This window comes from Cryptosporangium phraense (genome assembly GCF_006912135.1).
GTDB lineage: Bacteria > Actinomycetota > Actinomycetes > Mycobacteriales > Cryptosporangiaceae > Cryptosporangium > Cryptosporangium phraense.
Map to the genome: position 1 here is coordinate 60,717 of NZ_VIRS01000005.1, position 21,350 is coordinate 82,066.

Genomic DNA, 21,350 nt, shown 5'->3' on the forward strand with positions numbered 1-21,350 from the left:
CACCTTGCCCCTGGGCCGGTTGTCAGCGGGGCCGTTCGGGGAGGTCGAGCCGTAGAGCGACGGCTCAGGGGCCGGCCCGACCGAACCGGCCTAGTGACTCCGGACGGTTCCGATCGCTGAGCCGAGGATGTCGATGCCCTGGTCGAGTTCGGACTCGCTGATCGTGAGCGGCGGCGCGATCCGGATCACCCCACCCATGCCCGGCAACTGCACGATGTTGACGTGCAGGCCCTGGCGGAGGCACTCGTCGGTGACCGCCGCGGCCAGCGCCTCGGCCGCGTCGCCGGCCAGCTCGACGCCCTGCAACAACCCCCGCCCCCGGACGTCGAAGATCGTGTCGTCCTTCTCGCGCAGGTCGCGCAGGCGCTGACCGAGGTGTGCGCCCAGCGCGGCGGCGCGGGACACCAGACCGTCCCGTTCGATGACGTCGAGCACCGCGAGACCGACCGACGCGGCGAGCGGGTCGGAGACGTGCGTGGTGAAGAACAGGAAGCCGCGCTCGTGGCAGACGCGTTCGATCTCGTCCGACGTGACGACGGCGGCGACCGGCAGGCCGGCGCCGAGCGTCTTCGAGAGCGTGAGCAGGTCGGGAGCGACGCCGTCGCGCTCGAACGCGTACATCGTGCCGGTGCGGCCGAGGCCGGTCTGGGCCTCGTCGAGGATCACCAGCATGCCGCGCTCGCGGCACAGCTCGGTGAGCCGGGCCAGGTAGCCGAGGGGCAAGTCGATGAGCCCGCCGGACGACAGGATCGGCTCGATCAGGCAGGCCGCCAGACTGCCCGACGACTGGCGGTCGATCAGCTGGAATCCGTATTCGAGCTCGGTCTTCCAGTCGTGGGTCCCGTCGGCGTTGCGGAACGGCGAGCGGACCGGGTCGGGCGTCGGGAGCACGAGGCTGCCCGGCATGGCCGGGCCGAGGCTGCGACGGCCGGCCGAGAACGTCAGCGACGCCGCCCCGGCGGTCATGCCGTGCCAGGACCGGTCGAACGAGACGACCTCGTAGCGGCCGGTGAAGACCTTGGCCATCTTGAGCGCGGCCTCGTTGGACTCCGCGCCGGTCGTGAGCAGCAGAACCTTCGAGAGCGACGGCGGCAGCGTGGCGGTGAGGCGAGCCGCGAACTCGCCGAGGGGCTCGCTGAGCATGCCGCTGAACAGGTGATCCAGGTTCTGGATCGAGTGGGTGACGGCCGCGACGACGTCCGGGTGCGAGTGGCCGAGCACCGCGCTCATCTGGCCGGACGTGAAATCGAGGATCGCCGTGCCGTCGCGGTCGTAGACGAACGGCCCGGCCGCGCGTGTGATGACCCGCGGGGAGAAGCCGGGGCTGTACCGGATCAGCCGCTGAGCGATTGCGTCATAGCTCACTGGGTCATTCATGGCTCGGACTATGCCACACCTTGCTGAGCTGCAGATCGCGAACGACCTCACCGGCCATCCGGACCGAGGCCGCGTCGAGCATGTTGCCGTACTCGATGACCCTCACCCGCCCGCGCAGGGCGCGGGCCAGCTCGGGCATTTCGCTCGGGACGACGACGGGATCGGCTCCGCGCAGGTCGTCGGGGCCGGCCAGCACCTGGATGTTCGTGATCCCGGCCGAGGCGAGCGAGTCGCGGATCGCGGTCGCCTGGTCGGTCGTCGAGTACAGGACGCCGACCGTGCGGTCCTTCGGCACCTGGGCGATCTGCACCAGCGTCTGCAGGTGCGGGGTGGCGACGATCGCGACGACCTCCGTCGGCGGGCGGCGCAGCCGGGCCCGCACCTCGGCCAGGTGGAAGAACGTGGTCAGCACCAGGTCGGGCGGCTCGGCCGGTTGTGCACCCAGGAGCAGTGGTTTCACCGGGACGCCGAGCTGCCCGGTGAGCTCGTCGGCGAAGTAGCCGGCCCGCTCGGCGTTGCACTCGACGAACCGCACGTCGAGGGCCTGCCCGGCCTCCCAGGTGGCCAGGCCGCCGACCAGGTCGCGGATCTCGTCCGCACCGAGCCCCAGCCGCAGGCACTCGCGGGCGGCCACGGCGAGGATCTCCCGAGCTTTGATCCGCGCCGCGGACGACGACCGCACCTCCGACGACGACCGCACCTCCGACGACGACCGGGCCTCGGAGGACGACCGGGCCTCGGAGCCGCCGACCACGACCATGCCGTTGCGCCCGCGCGGCTCGATCAGCCCGAGTTCGCGCAGCTCACCGTAGGCGTGCGCGACCGTGTTGCGGTTGATGCCGAGGTTGCCGGCCAGCAGCCGCGAGCCGGGCAGACGCTCGCCGTCGGTGAGCAGACCCATCTCGATCAGAAGCGTCACCTGGGACACGATCTGCCGGTACACGGGCACGTCGGAGTGCCGGCTGACGCTCATCGAGGAGAGCATGCGGCTCCGTTCTGTCCTAGTGCCTGCGCGAGCCTACTAGGCCACTACGGCTTCGCACTACGCTCATCGGCGTGGACGGCTACTCGGCTCGGTTGCCGGCGCGGTGGCGCGTCGCCCTGGCCGTCGGGTCGGTCGTCGTCACGGCTCCGGCCCTCACGTTCGGCTCGGGGATCCCGTACGCGAGCGTCCTGGCCGTCGGGTCGATTCTGGTGCAGGCGGTCGCGCTGTGGTGGCTCCCCGACCGGCCGTCGGCCGCGACCGCGGTCGTTCTGCTGGTCAGCGCCGGTCTGCAGGTGCTCTATCCGACGTTCGGCCCGGGCATCGCGTTCGTCGTGCTCTGTACGTACGCCTGGCTGCGACCGACCCCGGAGTCACTGTGGATCGTCGCCCCGGCGGTCGCGGCGATCTGCGGGCCTGCGCTCGCCCGGGAGCGGTGGGGCTTCGCCGCGGCCTGGTTCGGCGCGGTGCTGCTGGCCTGGAGCTGGGGCGCGCTGGCCCGGGCCCGCGGCGCCCGGCGGGTGGCCGAGCAGCGCCAGGCCGTCCTGGAGGAACGGGCCCGGATCGCCCGCGAACTGCACGACGTGCTCGCCCACACGGTGTCGGTCATGGTCGTGCAGGCGGCCGCGGCCGACGACGTCTTCGAGGCGAACCCGCAGCAGGCCCGCGAGGCTCTGCGCCGCACCGAGCAGGCCGGCCGCGAAGCCCTGGCCGAGCTCCGCATCTTCCTCCGCAGCGTGCGCAGTGACGAGGACGGCGACAGCCCGCAACCCACCCTGGACGATGTGGACCGACTGGCTGCCACACTGGGCGAATCCGGCCTGCGGGTGGACGTCCGCCGGGAAGGTGGAGGAGAACCACCGCGGGCGGTGCAGCTGACCGCCTACCGGATCGTGCAGGAAGCGCTGACCAACACGCTGCGCCACTCCGGCGCGGCCGCGGCGGACGTGCTGTTACGGATCGACGAGTCGGAGGTGTACGTGCGGGTCCGGGACGACGGCACCGCCGGCGGAGGTACCGACGGCGCCGGTCACGGCCTCCTCGGCATGCGCGAACGGGCCGGGCTGCTCGGCGGCACGGTGGCGGCCGGCCCGCGGCCGGAGGGTGGGTTCGAGGTCGCGGCCCGGCTGCCGATCCGGGAGCGCTCGTGACGATCCGGGTCCTGATCGCCGACGACCAGGCGCTGGTCCGCTCCGGCTTCCGGATGATCCTCGACGCCCGCGACGACCTGGAGGTAGTCGGCGAGGCGGCCGACGGCGAGGAGGCGGTCCGGCTCGCCGCCGAGACCCGTCCCGACGTCGTCCTGATGGACGTCCGGATGCCCGGTACCGACGGGATCGCCGCCACCGCCCGGCTGACCGCGGCCGGGAACGCGCCCAAGGTCATCATCCTGACGACGTACGACCTGGACGAACCGCTGTACGCGGCGCTCCGGGCCGGAGCCAGCGGATTCCTGCTCAAGGACGTCCGGCCGGCCGACCTCGTCGAGGCGATCCGGGTCGTGGCCGGAGGCGAGGCGCTGCTCGCCCCGACCGCGACCCGCCGGCTGCTCGACCGGTTCGTGGCCACCGACGTGACTCCCCCGGTGCAGGCCGGCAGCCTCGACCGGCTCACCGAGCGGGAGCGGGAGGTGCTCACGCTGCTGGCCCGGGGAGCGTCCAATGCGGAGATCGGCGCCCAGCTGTTCGTCACCGAGGCGACCGTGAAGACCCACGTCTCGGCGATCCTGCGCAAGCTCGGCGTCCGCGACCGGGTGCAGGCCGTGGTGCTGGCCTACGACCTCGGGCTGGTCCGCCCGCGGCCCTCATCCTGAAGTCGTAGACGGAACCCCCGTCGTCCGTCGGAGGTGCTCTGACCTGCGGATTTCTACCGTTGAGGCATGACCGAACCGCAGCAGGCCGTCCGGCTCGTCGTCAGGCTGCTCGTCGCCAGCCTGACCGCGAGCGTCCTCTTCGCCGTGCTCACGCTGGTGTTCCGCCACGACGTGCTCGCGTATCAGCAGGCCCGCGACCCCGACGCCGACCCGGCGGCGCTGGCCGCGACGCTGTGGACGCGGCCGATCCCGATCCTCGTCGTCGCGGTGCTGTACGTCTGGGTGGCCCGGGGACTGCTGGCCGGGGCGGCCCGGGCGTACCGGCGGGTGCGGATCGTGTCGGTGGTCGGCTTCGTCGCGGTCGGGTGGCTGCTCCTGTCGGGCGCGTATCCGGGCTGGTTGCGTGGAGTGCAGGTGGTGCAGCTCGGCCTGCTGGCGGCGCTGATCGTCGCGGTGAACCGTCGGGTGGTGCGGGCGGCGTTTCCGGTGGTCCCGGATCCGCGGCCGCGCAACCGGAAGGCGGCCTGGGCGCTGATCCTGCTGGCGCCGTTCGTGGCCGAGGTGAGCCTCGGGAACATCCCGCTGTCGCAGGCCTGGGCGGTGCTGGTCTTCGTGCCGATCTACGGCGGTGGCGCGCTGCTGATCCGGGAGGTGGTCCGGCGCACCGGCGGCGGGTTCGTGAGCGTGGTGATCCTGGGCGTGGCCTACGGGCTCGTGGAGGAGGGGCTGGTGCTGCAGAGCCTGACCAGCCCGCACCTGTACGGGGCGGCGGAGTGGGCGCCCCGGCTGTTCGGGGTGAACTCGGCGTACACGCTGCTCAACCTCGTGTACCACCCGGTGTTCAGCATCGCGATCCCGATCGTGCTGGTCGAGATGCTGTTCGCGGAGCACGGCACGAAGCCGTACCTGCGGCGTGGCGGGCTGATCACGGCCGGGGTGGTGTTCGCGCTGGGGGCGGTGCTGATCCGGCTGACGGTTCCGGCGTCGGAGGATCCGGGCTACACGATGCCGCTCGCCGGGGTGGTGATCGTCGCGCTGCTCGCGGTGGCTCTGACCGTCGTCGGCGTCCGTGGGCGGTTCCCGCTGGCGACCGGGGACGGCGCGGTGCCGGGGGTCGGGGCGGTGGCCGGTCTGGCCGGGCTCGTCGCGTTCGGGTTCCTCGGGATGCTGTGGCCGCTGGCCGGGGCGAAGCACTCGCTGTTCCTGCCCGGCGGCGGGTGGCCGCTGCTGGCCGTGGCCGGGGCGGCGGCGCTGGTGGCCGCCGGTTCCTACGTCCTGCGCCGCTGGACCGGCTCGGCCGCCTGGACCCGCCGTCACACGCTCGCCGCCTGCTTCGGCGCGCTGGTCGGCCACACGCTCTTCGCGCTGGCCGGCAACGCCGACACGATCCCCGACGCGGTCTTCCTCGTCGCGATCGCGGCCGGGACCGGCGCGGTCGGCGCCCGCGCCCTCGGGTGGTCCGCACCGTGTCGATTCCGGCCGAGGCGGTTCGTGTAGGTGGTGAACCTGGGAGGCCGGGGCCTGGCCAACGCCGGCGACCTGCTGTTCGGCCGCCGTGCGCAGCCTGCACGCGGCCGGACCTACTCCTTCAGCGGCTGAGCGTCCTCGAACGTGGCCCGCATCCGCTCGATCCAGGTGCTGAGCACGACCGGCGCGCCGGGCAGCCCGAGCGCGGCCAGCTCCGCGCTGACCGGGTGCGACCCGAGGACCACCGACACCCCCTCGCCGCCGAAGACGACCTGCGAGCCCGACCCGCCCTGGGTGAACGTCGTCCGGTGCGGGACGCCGTCGATCAGCGAGTACGTCGTCATCGGCGTCGGCGGGGTCTCGTCGGTGCCGCCGCGGGGCACTTGCAACGAGAACGCCAGCTCGCCGTCCAGATACAGGGTCCAGAGCGAGTCGTCGACGTCGATGCGCTCGACCGTCTTCGGGAAGCCCCAGATCGTCCGGCCGGCCTCGCAGGTGAACTCCTGGTCGACCGGGAGGCGGGTGATGAACGTGCCGTCCTCGCCGCCGGACCGCGGCCGGACGAAGAACGTCAGCCCGACCTCGTGGTACGCGCCGAGGTCGTTGTCCCGGTAGTCGACGAGCACGACCGCCAGCTGCGCGACGCCCGGCCGGACCTCGATCACCTCGAAGTCCGCCGGGATCAGCGAGGCGGCGGCCGTGGCGTCCACGTCGAACAGCACGGTGCCCGCGGACGCGTCCCGGACCTGGACCGGCATCGTCACCGGCTGTCCCGCGATCTCGTAGGTCGTCATCTCGCTCCTCCGGGCCGGGGCTGATTTAGAACCTGTTCTACCTCAAGCCGCCGCGAGCCACCAGTTGCGCCGCGATCACGTTCCGCTGGATCTCGTTCGTGCCCTCGCCGACGATCATCAGCGGCGCGTCCCGGAAGTACCGCTCGACGTCGAACTCGGTCGAGTACCCGTAGCCGCCGTGGATCCGCACCGCGTTCAGCGCGACCTCCATCGCGGTCTCGGACGCGAACAGCTTGGCCATCCCGGCCTCCAGGTCGCACCGCTGCCCGGTCTCGTACCGGCGGGCCGCGTACAGGATCAGCTGCTCGGCCGCGGTCAGCTTCGTCGCCATGTCGGCCAGGTAGTTGCCGATCGACTCGTGCTGCCAGATCGGCTTCCCGAAGCTCTCCCGCTCCTGCGCGTAGCGCAGCGCGTCGTCGAAAGCCGCCCGCCCGACGCCCAGCGCCCGCGCCGCCACCTGGATCCGCCCGGTCTCCAGCCCCTTCATCATCTGCCCGAACCCGCGTCCCTCGTCCGGGCCGAGCAGCGCCGACACCGGCGCCCGGTACCCGTCGAAGACCAGCTCGCAGCTCTCGACCCCCTTGTAGCCGAGCTTGGGCAGGTCCTTCGAGACGGTCAGCCCCGGTCCGTGCTCCACCAGCAGGATCGACATCCCCCGGTGCGCCGGCTCGGCCGCCGGGTCGGTCTTGGCCAGCAACGCGATCAGCCCCGACCGGCGCGAGTTCGTGATCCACGTCTTCGTCCCGTCGACGACGTACCCGTCGCCGTCCCGGCGGGCCGACGTCGTCATCGCCTGCAGGTCCGAGCCCCCGCCCGGTTCGGTCAGCGCCATCGTCGCCCGCAGCTCGCCGGTCGCGAGCCGGGGCAGGTACCGGTCCTGCTGCTCCGGCGTCCCGAACGCGACGAGCAGTTTGCAGACGACGGTGTGGCCGCCCATCGCGCCGGCCAGGCTCATCCAGCCCCGGGCCAGCTCGGCCGTGACCAGCGCGTAACAGGGCATCGACACCGGCGCCTCGCCCCACGGCGACGGCACCGCGAGGCCGAAGATCCCCAGCTGCTTCATCTGCTCGATGAGCGCCTCGGGGTAGGTGTTCCCGTGCTCGAGCTCGCGAACCACCGGCTTCACCGACCGGTCGACGAACTCCCGCACGGTCGCGACGACCGCCTGCTCCTCGTCGCTGAGGTCGGTCACCGGAACGTCCCGGTGATCGACGGGGTCCCGGGCGACACCCCGCCGGCCAGGGTCGCGTCCGACACCACGACCTGGAAGGACGAGCCGGCGAAGGCCGGCCGTTCCAGCCGGTAGCTGACCTCGGAGACCGGCCGCCCGGCCCGGCGCAGCGGCTCGACCAGCGCGATCGCCTGCAACGGCCCGTGCACGACCAGGCCCGGGTAGCCCTCGACGTCCCGGGCGTAGTCGAGGTCGTAGTGGATCCGGTGCGCGTTGTAGGTCAGCGCGCTGAACTGGAACAGCGTGGCCGGGGTGGCGTCGAATTGGAAGTCCGCGCCGGGTGCGGCCTCGGCCGGGGTGGCCGCGATCGCACGCGGCGCGCCCGCGGCCTGCGACCGGTAGACCAGGTCCTGCTCCTCGGTGACCGCCACCTCGCCCCCGACGACGAACTCCGCGCGCACGGTGACGAACGCCAACTGCCCCGAGCGGCCGTCCTTCACCCGGACCGACGCGACCCGCGACCGCTTCTGCACGACGTCCCCCAGAAGGAGAGGCCGGTGCTGCCGGACGCGCGCCCCGGCGAACATCCTCCGCCGATCCGGGATCGGCGGGAGAAAGTGGCCGTCCCGCGGATGGCCGTCCTCGCCCAGCGAGGCCGGGGCCGGCGTCTCCAGCAGGTACAGGTGGTGCCACAGCGGCGGGAGGGGTGATCCGTCGGTGAACTCCTCCGGCCGGCCGAGCAGCGTGGCCAGCGCCGTCGCCGGCCAGCCGGTCAGCCGGCCGTCGGCCGCGACCGGCTCCGGGTTCCACCCGTCGAGCGCGGAATGCAGATCGGTCATGCTGACGGTCTATCAGGCCGACAGGCGCGCCAGCTGGTCGGCGGACAGCTTGACGTCCGCGGCCGGGAGGAGGTTCTCCAGCTGCTCGGGCGTGCGCGGGCCGATCAGCGGGACGACCCGCGGCGAGTCCTGCGCCATCAGGAACGCGACGACGACCTGGTTCGGGGTCGCGCCGGTCTCGCCCGCGATCGCGTCGACGGTGGCCAGCCGGGCGTCGGTGTCCGGGCCGGTGTAGTCGGTGAACTGCGACCGCTTGGCGACGTTGTCGTAAATGCCCTTGAGGATCGGCGAGTAGGCGACGAGCGCCGTGCCGGGGTTGGCCCGGAGCCAGTCGAGCTGCTCGTTGCCGACGATCGAGACGTTGTCCACCGACGGGTTCGGCCGCAGGTAGGAGTGCTGCTGCTGGACGGCCACCGGGGCGGTCCAGCCGTAGCGGTCGCAGAGCTGCTTGATCGCTTCGAGCCGCCAGGTGCGGACGTTGGACCAGCCCAGGTACCGGATCTTTCCGGCTTTCACCAGGCCGTCGAGCGCTTCGAGGGTCTCCTCGAGCGGGGTCGACCGGTCGTCGACGTGGACGTAGTAGAGGTCGACGTGGTCGGTGCCGAGCCGGCGCAGGCTGCCGTCCAGCGCCTTTCGCAGGGTGTCGGCGCCGGCTCCGGCGAACGTCCGGCGGGCCAGGTCCCAGTTCGGGGTGCCGTCGGCGGCCCAGAGGGCGTCGTCGTGGGTGGGGAGGCCGCTGCCCTTGGTGGCCAGGAAGATCCGGTCGCGGTTGCCGCGGTCGGCCATCCAGCGGCCGAGGACCTCCTCGCTCTGGCCGCCCCGGCTGCCGCGGAAGCCCCACCACTCGTAGCAGTCCGCGGTGTCGATGAACGTGCCGCCGGCCTCGGTGAACCGGTCGAGGATCCGGATCGAGTCCGGCTCGTCGGTGGCGTTTCCCATTTGCATTGCGCCCAGCGCCAGGCTGCTGACCTGCTGTCCGGTGCGCCCTAGTTCGACCATCTCCATGGGGACGACGCTAGGACTTAGAGCGCGCTCGAAGTCAATGCCTGGATCTGGAGGTTCTCGGTGGGGAGGGTCTGGCAGGCCAGGCGCCAGCCGGCGGCCAGCTCGTCGGCCGAGAACACTCGGGCGACCTCTTCGGCGCGGTCGAGGAGGTCGGGGGTCGGGGGGCGTAGCCCGAGCGCATCGCGGGCGCCGCGGTCAGCTGAGCCTGAGCCGCCAGCACGAGCCCGGCCGCCGCCGCCCCGACCTCTGCCGCCTTCGGCCTCCGCCGCCGGGCCTCCACCGCCGGGGCCCCCGCCGCCGGGGCCCCCGCCGCTGCGGCCACCTCGGCATCGACCCCCGCCGCCACCTCGGCCGCCGCCACCTCGGCCGCCCCAGCCCCCGCGGCCGCGGGGGCGGTTGCGGTCGCCGCGGTCGGCGTCGCGGTCGCGGCGGCGGCTTCGGGCTGGGCCTTGGCGGTTGCGGGGCGACGCGGGTCGGGTTGGCGGGCTAGGGCGGCGGCCGGGCGCGCCTGGCCGCGCCGTGCGTGGCCGCGCCGCACCTGCCGCCCGGCCCCGGCCGCGGCGACGCAGGCGTCGAAGAACTCGTCGTTGAGCGCGGCGAACACGGCGGCCGCGGTCGGCCCGTAGTTCAGCCCGTCACCGGCCGGCCCCCGCCACAGGCCGACCGACGCCGCCGGATCCTCCCGGAACGCGGCCAGATCCAACGTCCCGGAATCGGCGACGAAGAGATAGCCGTTTCCCCGTCGACGCAGGTACGACCCGGCGTCGTAGGACGGCCGCCCCGGCTCCAGCAGCCGGCGCAGAGCGCCCGCGTACTTCTGGACGACGTTGACCGCGCTGGCCGGAGCGTCGTCGTCCCAGATCAGACCGATCAGCTCGCTGGTGCTGACCGGGCGGCCGTAGTTGGCCAGCAGCAGCGCGAGCAGGAGGGCCTGCTGGCGCGGACCGGCGTCGAGTTCGACGTCGCCGCGCCAGACCCGCAACGGGCCGAGGATCTGGAACCGTAGCGCGGGCCCGGACACCCGGAAATCGTACTCAGAACGCCAATTCGCTCGGTGGCGCGATGAAATTCTTGACCGGAAGGTTCGTCAGCGCCGACGCCAGCGTGTCCCGGGCGATGTCGATCGGGATCCGGGTGTTCGGCACCTCGTCCTGGTACTTGTCGGGGTTGGCGAGGAACGACGCGGCCGCCAGGTTCGGGGTGAAGCCGATGAACCAGGCCGCGTTGTCGTCGTCGGTGGTGCCGGTCTTGCCCGCCACCGGCCGGTCGATCGCCCGTCCGACGCTCTCCGCGGTGTCGGTGCCGCCCGGGTGCGTGCAGGAGATCCCGACCTCGGACTGGTTCCCGACCGGGCACCGGGCCATGTCCGCGGCCGCGTCGGCCACCTCGGGCGAAAACGCCTGCTTGCAGGTCGGGTCGGCCACGCCCGCGACCGGCGTGCCGCTCCGGTCGCTGATCGACGTCAGCGGCAGCGTCGTGCAGGCCTTCCCGCGGGCCGCGACCGTCGCGTAGGCGTTGGCCATGTCGAGCGGCGACACCTGGGCGGTCCCGAGCGTGAACGAGCCCCAGGCCGCGTCGCTGGTCTGCGCGTCCTTCGCCAGGCCGAGGTCACCGGCACCGCGCAGGACGACCCCGGCCTGCTGGGCGGCCGCCACCGCGGCCTTCACCGTCACCTGCTCTTCGAGCTGGACGAAGTACGTGTTGGCGGATTCGCCGAATGCGCTCGACATCGTCTGATCGCCGGTCATCGCCGGGGACGCGTTCTTCGGGCAGTACCGGTCGCCGCCGGTCGCGCAGTCGCCCGGGTACTGCGAGACGTACCGCTCGGGGGCGTAGATCGTGTGACTGAGCGGGATGCCCTGCTGCAGCGCGGCCAGCGCGGTGAACATCTTGAACGTCGACCCGGCCTGGTAGCCGGGTGAGACCGCGGAACCGGACAGCAGCGGGTTGACGGTGGCCCCGTCGCTGATCCCGTACTTCCGGTTGACCGCCATCGCCTTCACCCGTCCGGTGCCCGGTTCGACCAGCACGACGCCGGTCGCGAACCGGCTGTCCGCGCCGAGCTGGGCATCGACCTGCTGCTGGGCCGCCTTCTGCATGCCGACGTCGAGCGACGAGACGATCGAGTAGCCGCCCTTCTTCAGCTTGTCGAGGCGGTCGGCGGTGGTGGCACCGAACGCCGGGTTCGCCTGCCACCAGTCGAGGAACCAGCCGCAGAAGAACCCGTACGCGGTGTTGCCGTTCTCGCACGACTGGGCGCTGGTCTTCGGCTTCAGCCCGAGGTCACCGGCGTTGGCCGCGGCGGCCTGGGCCGCGGTGACGTACTTCAGCTTCACCATCTGGTTGAGGACGTATTCGCGGCGGTCGAGTGCGGCCCGATGATCGTTCGCCACCGGGTTGTACTGGGTCGGGTTCTGGGCCATCCCGGCGATCATCGCCGCCTCGGCGAGCGTCAGCTGGGACGGCGGCTTGCTGAAGTAGGCCTCCGAGGCGGCGTAGATGCCGTAGCCGTTGTTCCCGAAGTACGTGATGTTCAGGTAGTTCTCGAGGATCTGGTCCTTGGACAGCTCGTGTTCGAGCGCGATCGCGTACCGGATCTCGCGGACCTTGCGCCCGGCCGTGTCCTCGGTCGCGAGCTGCTTCTCCTCGGCCGTGGTCGCCGCGTACTTCAGGCTGGCCCGGACGTACTGCTGGGTCAGCGTCGAGGCGCCCTGGGTCGCGCCGCCCTCGACCTCGTTGTTGACGAACGCCCGGACGACGCCCTTCAGGTCGACGCCCTCGTGGTCGTAGAACCGGTTGTCCTCGGCCGCGACGATGGCCTGCTGCATGACCTTCGCGATCTGGTTCAGCCCGACGTTCTTGCGGTTCTCGTCGTAGAACTCGGCGATCTCGGTCTTGCCGTCCGACGCGTACAGCGTCGAGGCCTGCGGGGCGGGCGGGAACTCGAGGTTCGTCGGCAGGTCGCTGAAGTCGTCCGAGGCCGTCTTGGCGGTGAGGCCGGCGAACGCCGTGGCCGGGAACGCCGCCGCGGCCACGATGACGCCCGCGAGCGCGCCACACAGCAGCAGCGAAGCGAGCAGGTGTCGGTGGGGCGCCCGTTTCATGCCCGGACGTTAGGCAGGAGAACTTAAGAATCAGCTGTTCGCGCCCAGGAAGCCGCGTGCCGGCCGCTCCGGCGGCCGAAGTACGACGCCTCCCCCATCTGCGTCCCGGACGCGTACCCCCGCCCGTCGATCGCGATGTTCGACGCGCACGCGCCGGCCGCGTACACCCCGGCCACCACCGAACCGTCGTCCCGGAGCAGCCGGCCGTCCGGATCGACCCGTAGCCCCCCGCAGCTGAACCCGGAGTAGAACGCGGTCCCCGGCGTGAGGTCGTACGCGCCCCACGGCCCCTGGTCGAGCGGGACCACGAACTTCGACGCCTTGTGGAACTCCGGGTCCTCGCCGCCGGCCGCGGCCGCGTTGTAGTCGCGCAGCGTGGCCACCAGCGCACCGGCCGGCATGCCCAGCGCCCGCTCGATCTCTTCGACCGTCTCCCACCCGTCGACCAGCGGCTGGAAGTGGTAGCTGGGCTCGGCCAGCGTCGCCGAGTCGAGGATCAGGTAGGCGGTCTGCCCGGGCTGGTCGAAGACGTAGGCCGACACCCGCGAGTGATACGCGTCCTCGTTGACGAAGCGGCGGCCGTCCCGGTTGACGACGATCCCCCGGACGTTCCCCTCCGGCGGATAGAACGGCGACGTGAAGAACGCGCTCTCCATGTGGTCGGCGACGCCACCCACCGACTCGCCGAGCCGGATGCCGAGCCCGTCGTCGTAGGTGTTCCCGAGCGCCATCCCCCGGGTGAACAGGGCCCCGAGCTGCGGCGCGTACGCCTCGACCATCTCCGGGTTGAGCACGAACCCGCCGGCCGCCAGCACCACTCCCCGCGCGGCGATGGCCCCGGATTCGGAGTACCGGCGCCAGGTCGCCCCCACGACCGAGCCGTCCCGCACTACCAACCCCGTCGCCCCGGTGTCGTACCGGACCTCGACGCCCAGGTCGGCCAGCCGCTTGAGCGCCAGCTCGACGACGAATCCCCCGCCGCCGGTGTCGCCGACGAACGGGGGCTTGTGGCCCCGCGGCGCGGGACGGGCGATCGTCCGGACCGGCCAGGTGAGCTCGTTGCCGGTGAACGTCAGGCCCTCGGTGCCGGGCTGGACGACGCATTTGTGCGGGTAGAACGAGCGCTCGAACTCGAAGCCCAGCGCCTCCAGCCACTCGAAGTGCTCGACGCTCTCCTCGGCGTAGAGCCGGATCTTCTCCGGGTCGCACTCCGGTGACATCTCGCGCAGGTAGGCGGCCATCTCGGCCGGGGTGTCGTCCCAGCCGCAGGCCCGCTGCACCGCGGTGCCGCCGCCGAGGTAGAAGTGGCCCCCGGACATCGCGCTGGTGCAGGTCAGCCGCCCGCCCCGGTCGATGACCAGCACCCGGGCCCCGGCGGCGGCCGCGTCGACGGCGGCGCTGACCCCGGCCATGCCCGCGCCGACCACCAGCACGTCGACCTCGTCGGACCACCCGGTCACCGCGTCCGCCGCGATCGGCCGCACCGCCTCCACGCGCACCTCCGGAATCGAGAACGTGTTCTAGTTACCGTCCCAGGCCACCGGGGCGCGCGGCAAGCGTTTGACTACGATCGGCGCGTGCGCCACCTGAACACGCTCGTCGACTTCCTGGCCCGGCGTGACGTCGAGGCCCTGACGCCGGAGGCGCTCGGCGGCCCGGTCGACGTCCTGATCCTGTTCGGCGGCAGCATCCTGGCCGGCGGCGACGTCTTCGCGTCGGCGATCGAGGCCGGCGCGGCCCAGCGGTACCTCGTCGTCGGGGGCGCCGGGCACTCCACCGACGCGTTGCGCGATGCCGCCCGCACCGAGCTGGGCTGGGACGACGTCGACGACCGGACCGAGGCCGACCTCTTCGACCGCTACCTCCGCGAGCGGCACGGCCTGCCCGCCGACCTGCTCGAGACCCGGTCCACGAACTGCGGCAACAACGTCCGGAACGCGCTCGCCGTGCTCGCCGCGGCCGGCGTCGCGCACCGCCGGATCGCGATCGTCCAGGACGCCTCGATGCAGCTGCGGATGCACGCCTGCTTCCGGCACGAGGCCCCGGAGGTCGAGGTCGTCAACTACGCGGCCCACCGGACGCACTTCGACGGGCTCGCGCTCGTCGATCCGCCCTTCGGCATGTGGCCGAGCGACCGCTACATCGGGTTGCTGCTCGGCGAGATCCCTCGCCTCTCCGACGATCCGGACGGCTACGGGCCGGCCGGCCGCGGCTTCATCGCCCACGTCGACATTCCGGACGACGTCCGGCAGGCGCATTCCGCGCTGATGGACGCCGGTGTCGGCGCCACCAGGGTCGCCGATCCGCGCTTCAGCCGACCACTCCGCTGACGTAGGCGTGCGCCCGCGGTAGCACCTGGTCGCGGAGCTGCAGGAAGAGTGCGGTGGAGCGGTGGCCGGGCCAGTCGGCGGGGAGTAAGGAGGCCGGGAGGCCGGGGTCGAGGTAGGGGATGATCCGCCAGCGGTCGAGGCCGCGGATCCAGGCGCGGTAGGCCTCGGCCAGGTCGTCCGGTGCGCCGGTGCCGTCCGTGCCGTCGGTGCCGGCGCCGTCGAGGAACGCGTCGTGGCGCGCCCGGATCGACGCCAGGTCCCACCACCGCTCCACCTGCGGCCCGCCGCGGATCTCGTCCGCCAGGAAGACCGTCGCGGTGAGCCCCAGCTCCGCCAGGATCTCCTCGACCTCCGTGGTCAGATACTCCGGGCAGATCCACAGCGCCGGCGACACCGCACCGCACCCGATCCAGGTCAACCGGCGACGCAGCTGGTGACGCAGGTCGCGGTTCGACTCCGGCACCGAGTACGAGACCAGGCACCACCGGTCGGCCGGGCCCATTGTGCGGGGGTGGTAGATCCGCCGGTCACCGCGCTCGAGCATCGGCACCGCGTCCGGGGCCAACGCGTAGCCGGCCACGCCCCGGCGGGCCTCGGCCACCAGCAGGCCCTTGGCCTTGAGGCGGGCCAGCGCGGTCCGGGTCCGGGGTTCGGGCAGGCCGGCCGCACCGGCCAGCGCGACCAGGTGCGCGACCGCGATCCAGCCGCCGATCCGGCGCAGCGACGTCCCGACGATCGTGCGCAGCAGCGACGTCGTGCTCCCGGGCGACGAGTCCCAGTCGTCGTGGATCATCCGCCGATGCGCGCGCGGACGCTGTACAGCTCGGGGAAGAACGTCAGGTCGAGGGCCCGGCGCAGGAACGGGACGCCGGACGAGCCGCCGGTGCCGGGCTGCGTCCCAATCATCCGCTGCACCGTGCGCAGGTGCCGGAACCGCCAGAACTGGAACGCGTCCTCCAGATCGACGAGGTCTTCGCAGGTCTCGTAGACGTCCCAGGCCGCGGCCGGGTCGTCGTAGACGCCCTCGAAGACCGGGATCAGGTCCGGGTGCTCGACCCAGGCCTCGCGCACGTCCCGGCCGAGCACCGGCGCCGGGATCGGGTAGCCCCGGCGGGCCAGCAGCCGGAGGAACGCGTCGTAGAGGCTCGGCTCGGCCAGCAGCGTGGCGAGCGTGTCGAACGCCGGGAGGTCGGACTCGAACACCGTCAGCATGTCGGGGTTCTTGTTGCCGAGCAGGAACTCGACCGCGCGGTACTGGTACGACTGGAATCCCGACGACGGCCCGAGGATCGTGCGGAACTCGGCGTACTCGCTCGGCGTCATCGTGGCCAGCACGGCCCACTGCTCGGTCATCGTCTCGAGGATCCGTTTGACCCGGGCGATCCGCTTCAGCGACCACGACAGCTGGTCGGCGTCGAGCAGGTCACGGGCCGAGCGGAGCTCGTGCAGCATCAGCTTGAGCCACAGCTCGGACGTCTGGTGCTGGACGATGAACAGCATCTCGTCGTGGTGGGTGGAGAGCGGCTGCTGAGCACCCAGGACCAGGTCGAGCCGGAGGTAGTCCCCGTAGCTCATCGCGTCCCGGAAGTCCGTGCGCACGCCGCTCTCGAGCGGCCGTTTCCCGTTGTCCACGGCCCGCACCGTATCTCGCCGGCGTGACGACCGTCGAACATCTGAGAGAACGTCGAGATGCGCGCTCCGCGTGCGTCCGCATAATCGAGGGGGTGCATCCGAACGACGCCGACCGGCCGTAGGAACGGTCGAGGAGGCCGGCTGATGACACCAGGCGGGGATCCGCCGTCCGACCCGGACGCCCTGCTCGCGGCGCGCTTCGCGGCCGGGGACGAGCACGCGCTGCGCGCGATGTACGACCGGTGGGGCGGGCTCGTGTACCGGCTGGGCCGGCAGACGCTGCCGAGCCCGAGCGACGCCGAGGACCTCACCCAGGCGACGTTCGTCGCGGCCTGGCGGGGCCGGGCCACGTTCGACCCCGAGCGCGGACGCCTGGCCGGCTGGCTGATCGCGATCGCCAAGCGCCAGCTCGTCGACCGGCTGCGGACGCTGCAGCGCGAGGAACGGGTCGCCCGGGTGGTCGAGGCGGTCGGGCCGGCCGAACCGGCCCCACCCAACCCGGACCGGGTGCTCGACCGGCTGGTCGTCGCCGATCAGCTGGCTCAGCTCACCCCCGAGCAGCGCCGGGTCGTCCAGCTGGCATTCTTCGACGACCTCACGCATACGCAGATCGCGGCCCTGACCGGCTTACCGCTCGGCACGGTGAAATCGCACCTGCGACGCGGGGTCAGCCAGTTACGCCGGACGTGGGAGGAGGTGGACGATGCGGCACGTCGACCCTGAACGTTTGACCATGCTGGCGCTCGACGACGACGTGCCGCTGCCCGGCGTCGACACCGAGTGGGAACGCGCGCACCTGGCCGAGTGCCCGGTGTGCCGGCACGAGCTGACGACGCTGCGGCACGTGGTCGGGCTGGGCCGGGAAGCCGAGGCCGACGACCTCGAGCCGCCCCCGCCGCCGGCTCGCGTCTGGGACGCGATCAGCGCCGAGATTCCGGCCACCCCCGGGTTTCCCGCCCACGGTGTTCCGCCGCGTCGCGTAAAAAAGAAAGGCCTGGTGGCAGTGGCCGCAGCCGCCCTCGGGGTCGTGATCGGCATCGGAGCGACGCTGGGGTGGCAGCACCTGCGGGAGCCGGAGGCGCCGCGCGTAGTCGCGGCGACGGCGCTGACGCCGATCGGAGCGGCGGGCGGAACCGGGGACGCGCGGCTGGTCCGCACGGGCGGACGGCTGGCGCTGGAGGTCGACGTGCACGACCTGCCGCTGACCAACGGGTACTACGAGGCCTGGATGTTCGTGCCGGGCACCACCCGGATGCAGGCGATGGGCACCGTGCGTCCGGGCGAGGTGGCGCGGTTCCCGGTTCCGGCCGGGCTGGACCCGGCCGGGTGGCGCGGGATCGACATCTCGGCCGAGGCCTTCGACGGGGATCCGACGCACTCGGCGGTCAGCGTCCTGCGTGGGGAACTGCGTCGGTAGCCCGGCCAGGCCGGGCTACCGACTCAGATCACGGCAGGTCGCTCGGGCGCAGGACCCGGTCGATCGCGTGCGCGATCTGCTTGTTGCCCTTGTTGACGTCGAACACGACGACGCGCGGGTCGCGGTCGTTGCGGTCGGCGTCGATCAGGCGGACACCCTTCTTGTGGTGCCAGTAGCGGTACACATCGACGGTGATGGTCTTGCCGGTGGCGGTCTTGAGCTTGGCCCCGTCCGACTTCAGCGCGGCGGCCTTGTCGATCGTCGCGCCCGGGATCACGTGGTAGAGCAGAACGGCCTCCACCGTGTTGATGCCCAGCCCGGCGACCGCGGTGAACGCCTGCTTCTCGGTCGGCCACTTGCCGGTGAGCTCGCAGACGAGCTTCTCGAACGCCCCGTCGGTCGGGATGAACGCGGTGACCGGCGTCTTACCGTCGGCCAGCACCTTGACCGGGCTGTTGGGCTTGGCCTTCAGCACGGCCAGGACGGCCGCGGTGAGGATGTCGAAGTCCTTGCTGTTGTGGTCGAATCCGCTCTTGTCACTGGTCAGGACCGCGGCCAGAGACTTGGTGCCCTTCGGCGTTCCGGTCGCCGAGGCCGGGCTGGCCGCGACGCCGCAGAGCAGCAGAGCAGCCGCCGCGGTCGCGACCGCCCGGGTGCCGAGTCGGACGAGGTTCATCGATGAGTCCTCCCGTAGACACGTGGCTGGTTGCCACGCCTACGTCTACGGCCGGGACCGGGGGAACGGATGCAGGTGCGGGCGTTGGGTCACCAGTGCAGGTCGAGGGCCAGTGGGCCGCGGACGTTGATCGACCGGCGCACCCGGACGTCCTGGTCCGGCGCCATCCGCAGGCCGGGCAGCCGCTCGATCAGCGTCTGCAGCGCGATCCGCATCTGCAGCCGGGCCATCGCCGCGCCGACGCACGTGTGGATGCCGGCCCCGAACGCGAAGTGACGGCTCGGTTTGCGGGTGACGTCGAAGCGGTCGGCGTCGGGGAAGCGGTCCTCGTCGCGGTTGGCCGAGGCGAACGCGAGGAGCACGTCGGCGCCCGCGGGCAGGTCCACGCCCGCGACCGTGACCGGCCGGGTCGTGCGCCGGAACATCGCCGGGATCGGCGACTCGAACCGCAGGACCTCCTCGACCGCGTACGGCACCAGCTCGGGCTGCCGGACCAGCCGGTCCCACTGCTCGGCGTCGCCCAGCAGCAGCCAGAGCGCGCTGCCGATGCCGTCGGCGGTCGTGATGTGGGCGGCGCCGAACGTGCTGCCGAACGTGCCGACCAGCTCGGCCTCCTGGTCGAACGTCAGCGGCTCGTCGCCGGGGGCCAGGGCCGTGGCCACCGCGGTGATCAGGTCGTCGGCCGGCTCGGCGCGGCGACGGCGGGCGTAGCCGGCGAGCAGCTGCTGGAACGCGAGGACGGTGTGCGCAGCCTGCTCTTCCTGCTCCTTGGTGACGTCGATGCTGCCCAGCGAGAACATCACCTCGCTGCCGGCCTTGGCCAGCTCGACGTCGTCCGGGGCGAAGCCGAAGAGCTCGGCGGCGGTCTCGACCGGTAGCCGGGTCGAATAGCGTGCGATCAGGTCGCCGCTCCGGTCGTCGGCGAACCCGTCGATCAACCGGTCGGCCCGCGCGCGGATCTCGGCCTCCCGGGCCTTGAGCTGCCCGGGCCGGGTCAGGTGCTTGGTGTAGGGCACGCGCAGCCGGCGGTGGACGTCGCCGTCGGACGTCACGTGGTCGGGCGTCTGCGGGTACCCGTTCAGAAGCACGGCGACCGTGCCCGGGTAGGGCTCCCGGATCGGGCGGAGGCTGTTGACCGAGGAGAACGCCTCGGGATCCTTGAGGACGGCGTCGACGTCGGCGAACCGGGTGACGACCCAGGCGTCCAGGCGCGGCGAGTAGAACACCGGCTCGTCGCGGCGGGCCCGGGCGTACAGCGGGTACGGGTCGTCGTAGTGCGCCCCTAGTGGATCGAAGCTCTCCGCGAGCTCGGTGACGGTCACGCGACTCCTCTGGCCGGATGTGTCTTCCCGACCAGAATGGACTACCTACTCCACAGTGGGCAAAGCCGTGAGGCTGCGGTGGACCTCGGGGCGGCGGCGGTTCCAGGAGCCGACGATGTGGGTGCGCATCAACACGGCGACGCCGTCGGCGTCGCCGGCCCGGATCAGCGCCTCGATCTGACGGTGCTCGGCCATCGACTGTTCCTGGTCGGCCCGGGTCGGCGTGCCGTTGTAGCGGCTGGACAGGCGGGCCTTGCTGTGGATGCTGTGAATGATCGCGTGCCCGAGGCGGTTCCCGGACGCGACCATGATCAGCTCGTGGAAGGCCACGTCCTCGGCGGCGTAGGCCCCGGCGTCGTCGAGGAGGTCGGCGAGGACGTCGAGTTGGTCGGCCAGTTCCTGCTGCTGGGGGGCTTTGATGGTTCGGGCCGTCGCGGCGGCCATGTCGCTCTCCAGGGCCGCTCGGACGCTGATCAGATCGTCGAGGATCTTGAGTTCGCGGTCGTGGCGGATCTGGGCCTCGAGGACGATCGGGTCGAGCAGGTTCCAGCCCGGGGGTTCGAGGACCCGGGTGCCGCGGCCGGGGGTCGCGCGGACGAGTCCTTTTTCTTCGAGGAGCTTGATCGACTCGCGGACGACGGTGCGGGAGACGCCGAATTCTTCGCAGAGTTCGGGTTCGGTGGGGAGGGCGCTGTCGACGGGGTAGTCGGCGGAGACGATGCGGTCGACGAGGTACGTGACCACGGTGTCGCCGAGCCGGCCGGATCGACGGGGGCGTATCGGCCCGAGCGAGCTACCGAAGTCCATTGCGGCAGCTTACGTTATTCATATGATGAAGTGGGGTGCTGGGCTTGAGGGGTGTGGCCTGGCAGTGGCGCTCGTGGGGTCGTCTGTCAGTAGGTGAGGGTGCGCGGGCTTGAGGGCGTCCTCAGCCGCCACGGTTGGGCCATGAGAAGCACATGGCGGCTTCGGGGCGCATCGTCTCCGCGGCCGACCGCCGCCGGCGCCGAGCGCCCCGGCAGCATTCCGGCGCTGGGTTCACCGGTCGCGGGTCGGCGCGGGTGGCCCTATTCGGCGGGGTCGCGTTTCCTCGTATGCGGGTCGCGCGTCGGGCTCGGCCGCCGCGGCCTCGCGGTGATGTACGACTCGGACGATCGTTGCGGCCGAGGAAACGCGATCCCGAATTGGCGAGAGAGGCAGGCCGGCCGCGGCGATCGGCCCGGCATCGCGGACGCGGACGCGGAGGCGGACGCGGAGGCGCTGGCCGCGGCCGCGATCCGGCGGATTACGAAAGGGGCGTACGCGTCGCTCGGCCGTGGAGCGGAGCGAATACGCTGCTGCTGGCCGCGGAGGGCGGGGCGCCGGCCACACACCCGCGCAGAAGCGGGCCACACACCGCGGAAGCGGGCCACACACCCGCG

At 72.1% G+C, this 21,350-nt stretch carries 20 protein-coding genes; 6 read left to right on the plus strand and 14 right to left on the minus strand.

From position 1 onward, the window contains the following. Positions 1–90: 90 nt before the first annotated feature. Both FL583_RS09005 and FL583_RS09010 read right to left on the minus strand, forming a co-directional pair. Positions 91–1,377 (minus strand): aspartate aminotransferase family protein, encoded by a 1,287-nt coding sequence (locus FL583_RS09005; protein WP_142704096.1) that lies wholly within the window; start codon positions 1,375–1,377, stop codon positions 91–93. Further along, positions 1,370–2,350: a GntR family transcriptional regulator gene (locus FL583_RS09010; RefSeq protein ID WP_240746633.1), complete on the minus strand. Its 981-nt coding sequence runs from the start codon at positions 2,348–2,350 to the stop codon at positions 1,370–1,372. Before FL583_RS09010 ends, FL583_RS09005 begins: the two co-directional genes overlap by 8 nt. Before the next feature lie 83 nt (positions 2,351–2,433). Between FL583_RS09010 and FL583_RS09015 the strand changes: the two genes are divergently transcribed. The 3 genes from FL583_RS09015 (at position 2,434) to FL583_RS09025 (ending at position 5,669) form a co-directional block, all read left to right on the plus strand. Next, positions 2,434–3,510, plus strand: coding sequence for a sensor histidine kinase (locus FL583_RS09015; protein WP_205751959.1), 1,077 nt, complete (start codon positions 2,434–2,436; stop codon positions 3,508–3,510). Then, positions 3,507–4,172, plus strand: coding sequence for a response regulator (locus FL583_RS09020; protein ID WP_142704099.1), 666 nt, complete (start codon positions 3,507–3,509; stop codon positions 4,170–4,172). The genes FL583_RS09015 and FL583_RS09020 overlap by 4 nt, the downstream gene beginning before the upstream one ends. 66 nt (positions 4,173–4,238) lie before the next feature. Beyond that, positions 4,239–5,669 carry a hypothetical protein gene (locus FL583_RS09025; protein ID WP_142704100.1) on the plus strand — a complete coding sequence of 477 codons (1,431 nt, stop codon included), beginning with the start codon at positions 4,239–4,241 and terminating at the stop codon, positions 5,667–5,669. A gap of 83 nt (positions 5,670–5,752) precedes the next feature. Here the strand turns inward: FL583_RS09025 and FL583_RS09030 are convergent, their stop codons facing one another. From FL583_RS09030 to FL583_RS09065, 7 genes are read right to left on the minus strand one after another with little or no spacing between them, the layout of a single operon-like run. Next, positions 5,753–6,433, minus strand: coding sequence for an acetoacetate decarboxylase family protein (locus FL583_RS09030; protein ID WP_142704101.1), 681 nt, complete (start codon positions 6,431–6,433; stop codon positions 5,753–5,755). Positions 6,434–6,470: 37 nt separating this feature from the next. Beyond that, complete coding sequence (locus FL583_RS09035; RefSeq protein ID WP_142704102.1) at positions 6,471–7,625, minus strand: acyl-CoA dehydrogenase family protein; 1,155 nt, start codon at positions 7,623–7,625, stop codon at positions 6,471–6,473. Next, positions 7,622–8,443: an HTD2 family dehydratase gene (locus tag FL583_RS09040; RefSeq protein ID WP_142704103.1), complete on the minus strand. Its 822-nt coding sequence runs from the start codon at positions 8,441–8,443 to the stop codon at positions 7,622–7,624. The genes FL583_RS09035 and FL583_RS09040 overlap by 4 nt, the downstream gene beginning before the upstream one ends. Positions 8,444–8,455: 12 nt before the next feature. Further along, positions 8,456–9,448 (minus strand): aldo/keto reductase, encoded by a 993-nt coding sequence (locus FL583_RS09045; RefSeq protein WP_142704104.1) that lies wholly within the window; start codon positions 9,446–9,448, stop codon positions 8,456–8,458. A gap of 34 nt (positions 9,449–9,482) precedes the next feature. After that, on the minus strand, positions 9,483–10,469 hold the full coding sequence (locus FL583_RS40805) for an AfsR/SARP family transcriptional regulator (RefSeq protein WP_205751960.1): 987 nt from the start codon (positions 10,467–10,469) through the stop codon (positions 9,483–9,485). Positions 10,470–10,482: 13 nt separating this feature from the next. Beyond that, positions 10,483–12,552, minus strand: a complete 2,070-nt coding sequence (locus tag FL583_RS09060) for a transglycosylase domain-containing protein (RefSeq protein WP_142704105.1) — start codon at positions 12,550–12,552, stop codon at positions 10,483–10,485. Positions 12,553–12,575: 23 nt separating this feature from the next. Further along, positions 12,576–14,051 (minus strand): FAD-binding protein, encoded by a 1,476-nt coding sequence (locus tag FL583_RS09065; RefSeq protein WP_142704106.1) that lies wholly within the window; start codon positions 14,049–14,051, stop codon positions 12,576–12,578. A 78-nt stretch (positions 14,052–14,129) separates the two neighbouring features. Between FL583_RS09065 and FL583_RS09070 the strand changes: the two genes are divergently transcribed. Further along, positions 14,130–14,882, plus strand: a complete 753-nt coding sequence (locus tag FL583_RS09070) for an ElyC/SanA/YdcF family protein (RefSeq protein ID WP_142704107.1) — start codon at positions 14,130–14,132, stop codon at positions 14,880–14,882. Here FL583_RS09070 and FL583_RS09075 read toward each other — a convergent pair. After that, positions 14,863–15,675 (minus strand): PaaX family transcriptional regulator, encoded by an 813-nt coding sequence (locus FL583_RS09075; RefSeq protein WP_142704108.1) that lies wholly within the window; start codon positions 15,673–15,675, stop codon positions 14,863–14,865. The genes FL583_RS09070 and FL583_RS09075 overlap by 20 nt on opposite strands. Continuing rightward, complete coding sequence (locus tag FL583_RS09080; protein ID WP_205751961.1) at positions 15,672–16,514, minus strand: tryptophan 2,3-dioxygenase; 843 nt, start codon at positions 16,512–16,514, stop codon at positions 15,672–15,674. The genes FL583_RS09075 and FL583_RS09080 overlap by 4 nt, the downstream gene beginning before the upstream one ends. A gap of 144 nt (positions 16,515–16,658) precedes the next feature. Here FL583_RS09080 and FL583_RS09085 point away from each other — a divergent pair, with 144 nt between their 5' ends. Then, positions 16,659–17,237 carry an RNA polymerase sigma factor gene (locus FL583_RS09085; RefSeq protein WP_142704109.1) on the plus strand — a complete coding sequence of 193 codons (579 nt, stop codon included), beginning with the start codon at positions 16,659–16,661 and terminating at the stop codon, positions 17,235–17,237. A gap of 10 nt (positions 17,238–17,247) precedes the next feature. Beyond that, the gene (locus FL583_RS09090; RefSeq protein WP_240746641.1) at positions 17,248–17,931 is read left to right on the plus strand and encodes an anti-sigma factor; all 684 of its coding nucleotides are present in this window, start codon (positions 17,248–17,250) and stop codon (positions 17,929–17,931) included. Between the two features lie 28 nt (positions 17,932–17,959). Here the strand turns inward: FL583_RS09090 and FL583_RS09095 are convergent, their stop codons facing one another. From FL583_RS09095 to FL583_RS09105, 3 genes are all read right to left on the minus strand, one after another. Next, on the minus strand, positions 17,960–18,607 hold the full coding sequence (locus FL583_RS09095) for a fasciclin domain-containing protein (protein WP_142704111.1): 648 nt from the start codon (positions 18,605–18,607) through the stop codon (positions 17,960–17,962). 89 nt (positions 18,608–18,696) lie between these two features. Then, entirely contained in the window at positions 18,697–19,929 is a 1,233-nt protein-coding gene (locus FL583_RS09100) for a cytochrome P450 (RefSeq protein ID WP_142704112.1), read from the minus strand. A gap of 45 nt (positions 19,930–19,974) precedes the next feature. Further along, positions 19,975–20,736 carry a FadR/GntR family transcriptional regulator gene (locus FL583_RS09105; RefSeq protein ID WP_142704113.1) on the minus strand — a complete coding sequence of 254 codons (762 nt, stop codon included), beginning with the start codon at positions 20,734–20,736 and terminating at the stop codon, positions 19,975–19,977. Between the last annotated feature and the right edge of the window lie 614 nt (positions 20,737–21,350).

Coding starts and splice junctions, on each gene's coding strand:
- FL583_RS09030 (WP_142704101.1), bottom strand. CDS start 6,433: ATGACGACCTACGAGATCGCGGGACAGCCGGTGACGATGCCGGTCCAG.
- FL583_RS09045 (WP_142704104.1), bottom strand. CDS start 9,448: ATGGAGATGGTCGAACTAGGGCGCACCGGACAGCAGGTCAGCAGCCTG.
- FL583_RS09105 (WP_142704113.1), bottom strand. CDS start 20,736: ATGGACTTCGGTAGCTCGCTCGGGCCGATACGCCCCCGTCGATCCGGC.
- FL583_RS09005 (WP_142704096.1), bottom strand. CDS start 1,377: ATGAATGACCCAGTGAGCTATGACGCAATCGCTCAGCGGCTGATCCGG.
- FL583_RS09085 (WP_142704109.1), top strand. CDS start 16,659: ATGACACCAGGCGGGGATCCGCCGTCCGACCCGGACGCCCTGCTCGCG.
- FL583_RS09010 (WP_240746633.1), bottom strand. CDS start 2,350: ATGAGCGTCAGCCGGCACTCCGACGTGCCCGTGTACCGGCAGATCGTG.
- FL583_RS09095 (WP_142704111.1), bottom strand. CDS start 18,607: ATGAACCTCGTCCGACTCGGCACCCGGGCGGTCGCGACCGCGGCGGCT.
- FL583_RS09060 (WP_142704105.1), bottom strand. CDS start 12,552: ATGAAACGGGCGCCCCACCGACACCTGCTCGCTTCGCTGCTGCTGTGT.
- FL583_RS09025 (WP_142704100.1), top strand. CDS start 4,239: ATGACCGAACCGCAGCAGGCCGTCCGGCTCGTCGTCAGGCTGCTCGTC.
- FL583_RS09040 (WP_142704103.1), bottom strand. CDS start 8,443: ATGACCGATCTGCATTCCGCGCTCGACGGGTGGAACCCGGAGCCGGTC.
- FL583_RS09075 (WP_142704108.1), bottom strand. CDS start 15,675: ATGATCCACGACGACTGGGACTCGTCGCCCGGGAGCACGACGTCGCTG.
- FL583_RS09090 (WP_240746641.1), top strand. CDS start 17,248: ATGCTGGCGCTCGACGACGACGTGCCGCTGCCCGGCGTCGACACCGAG.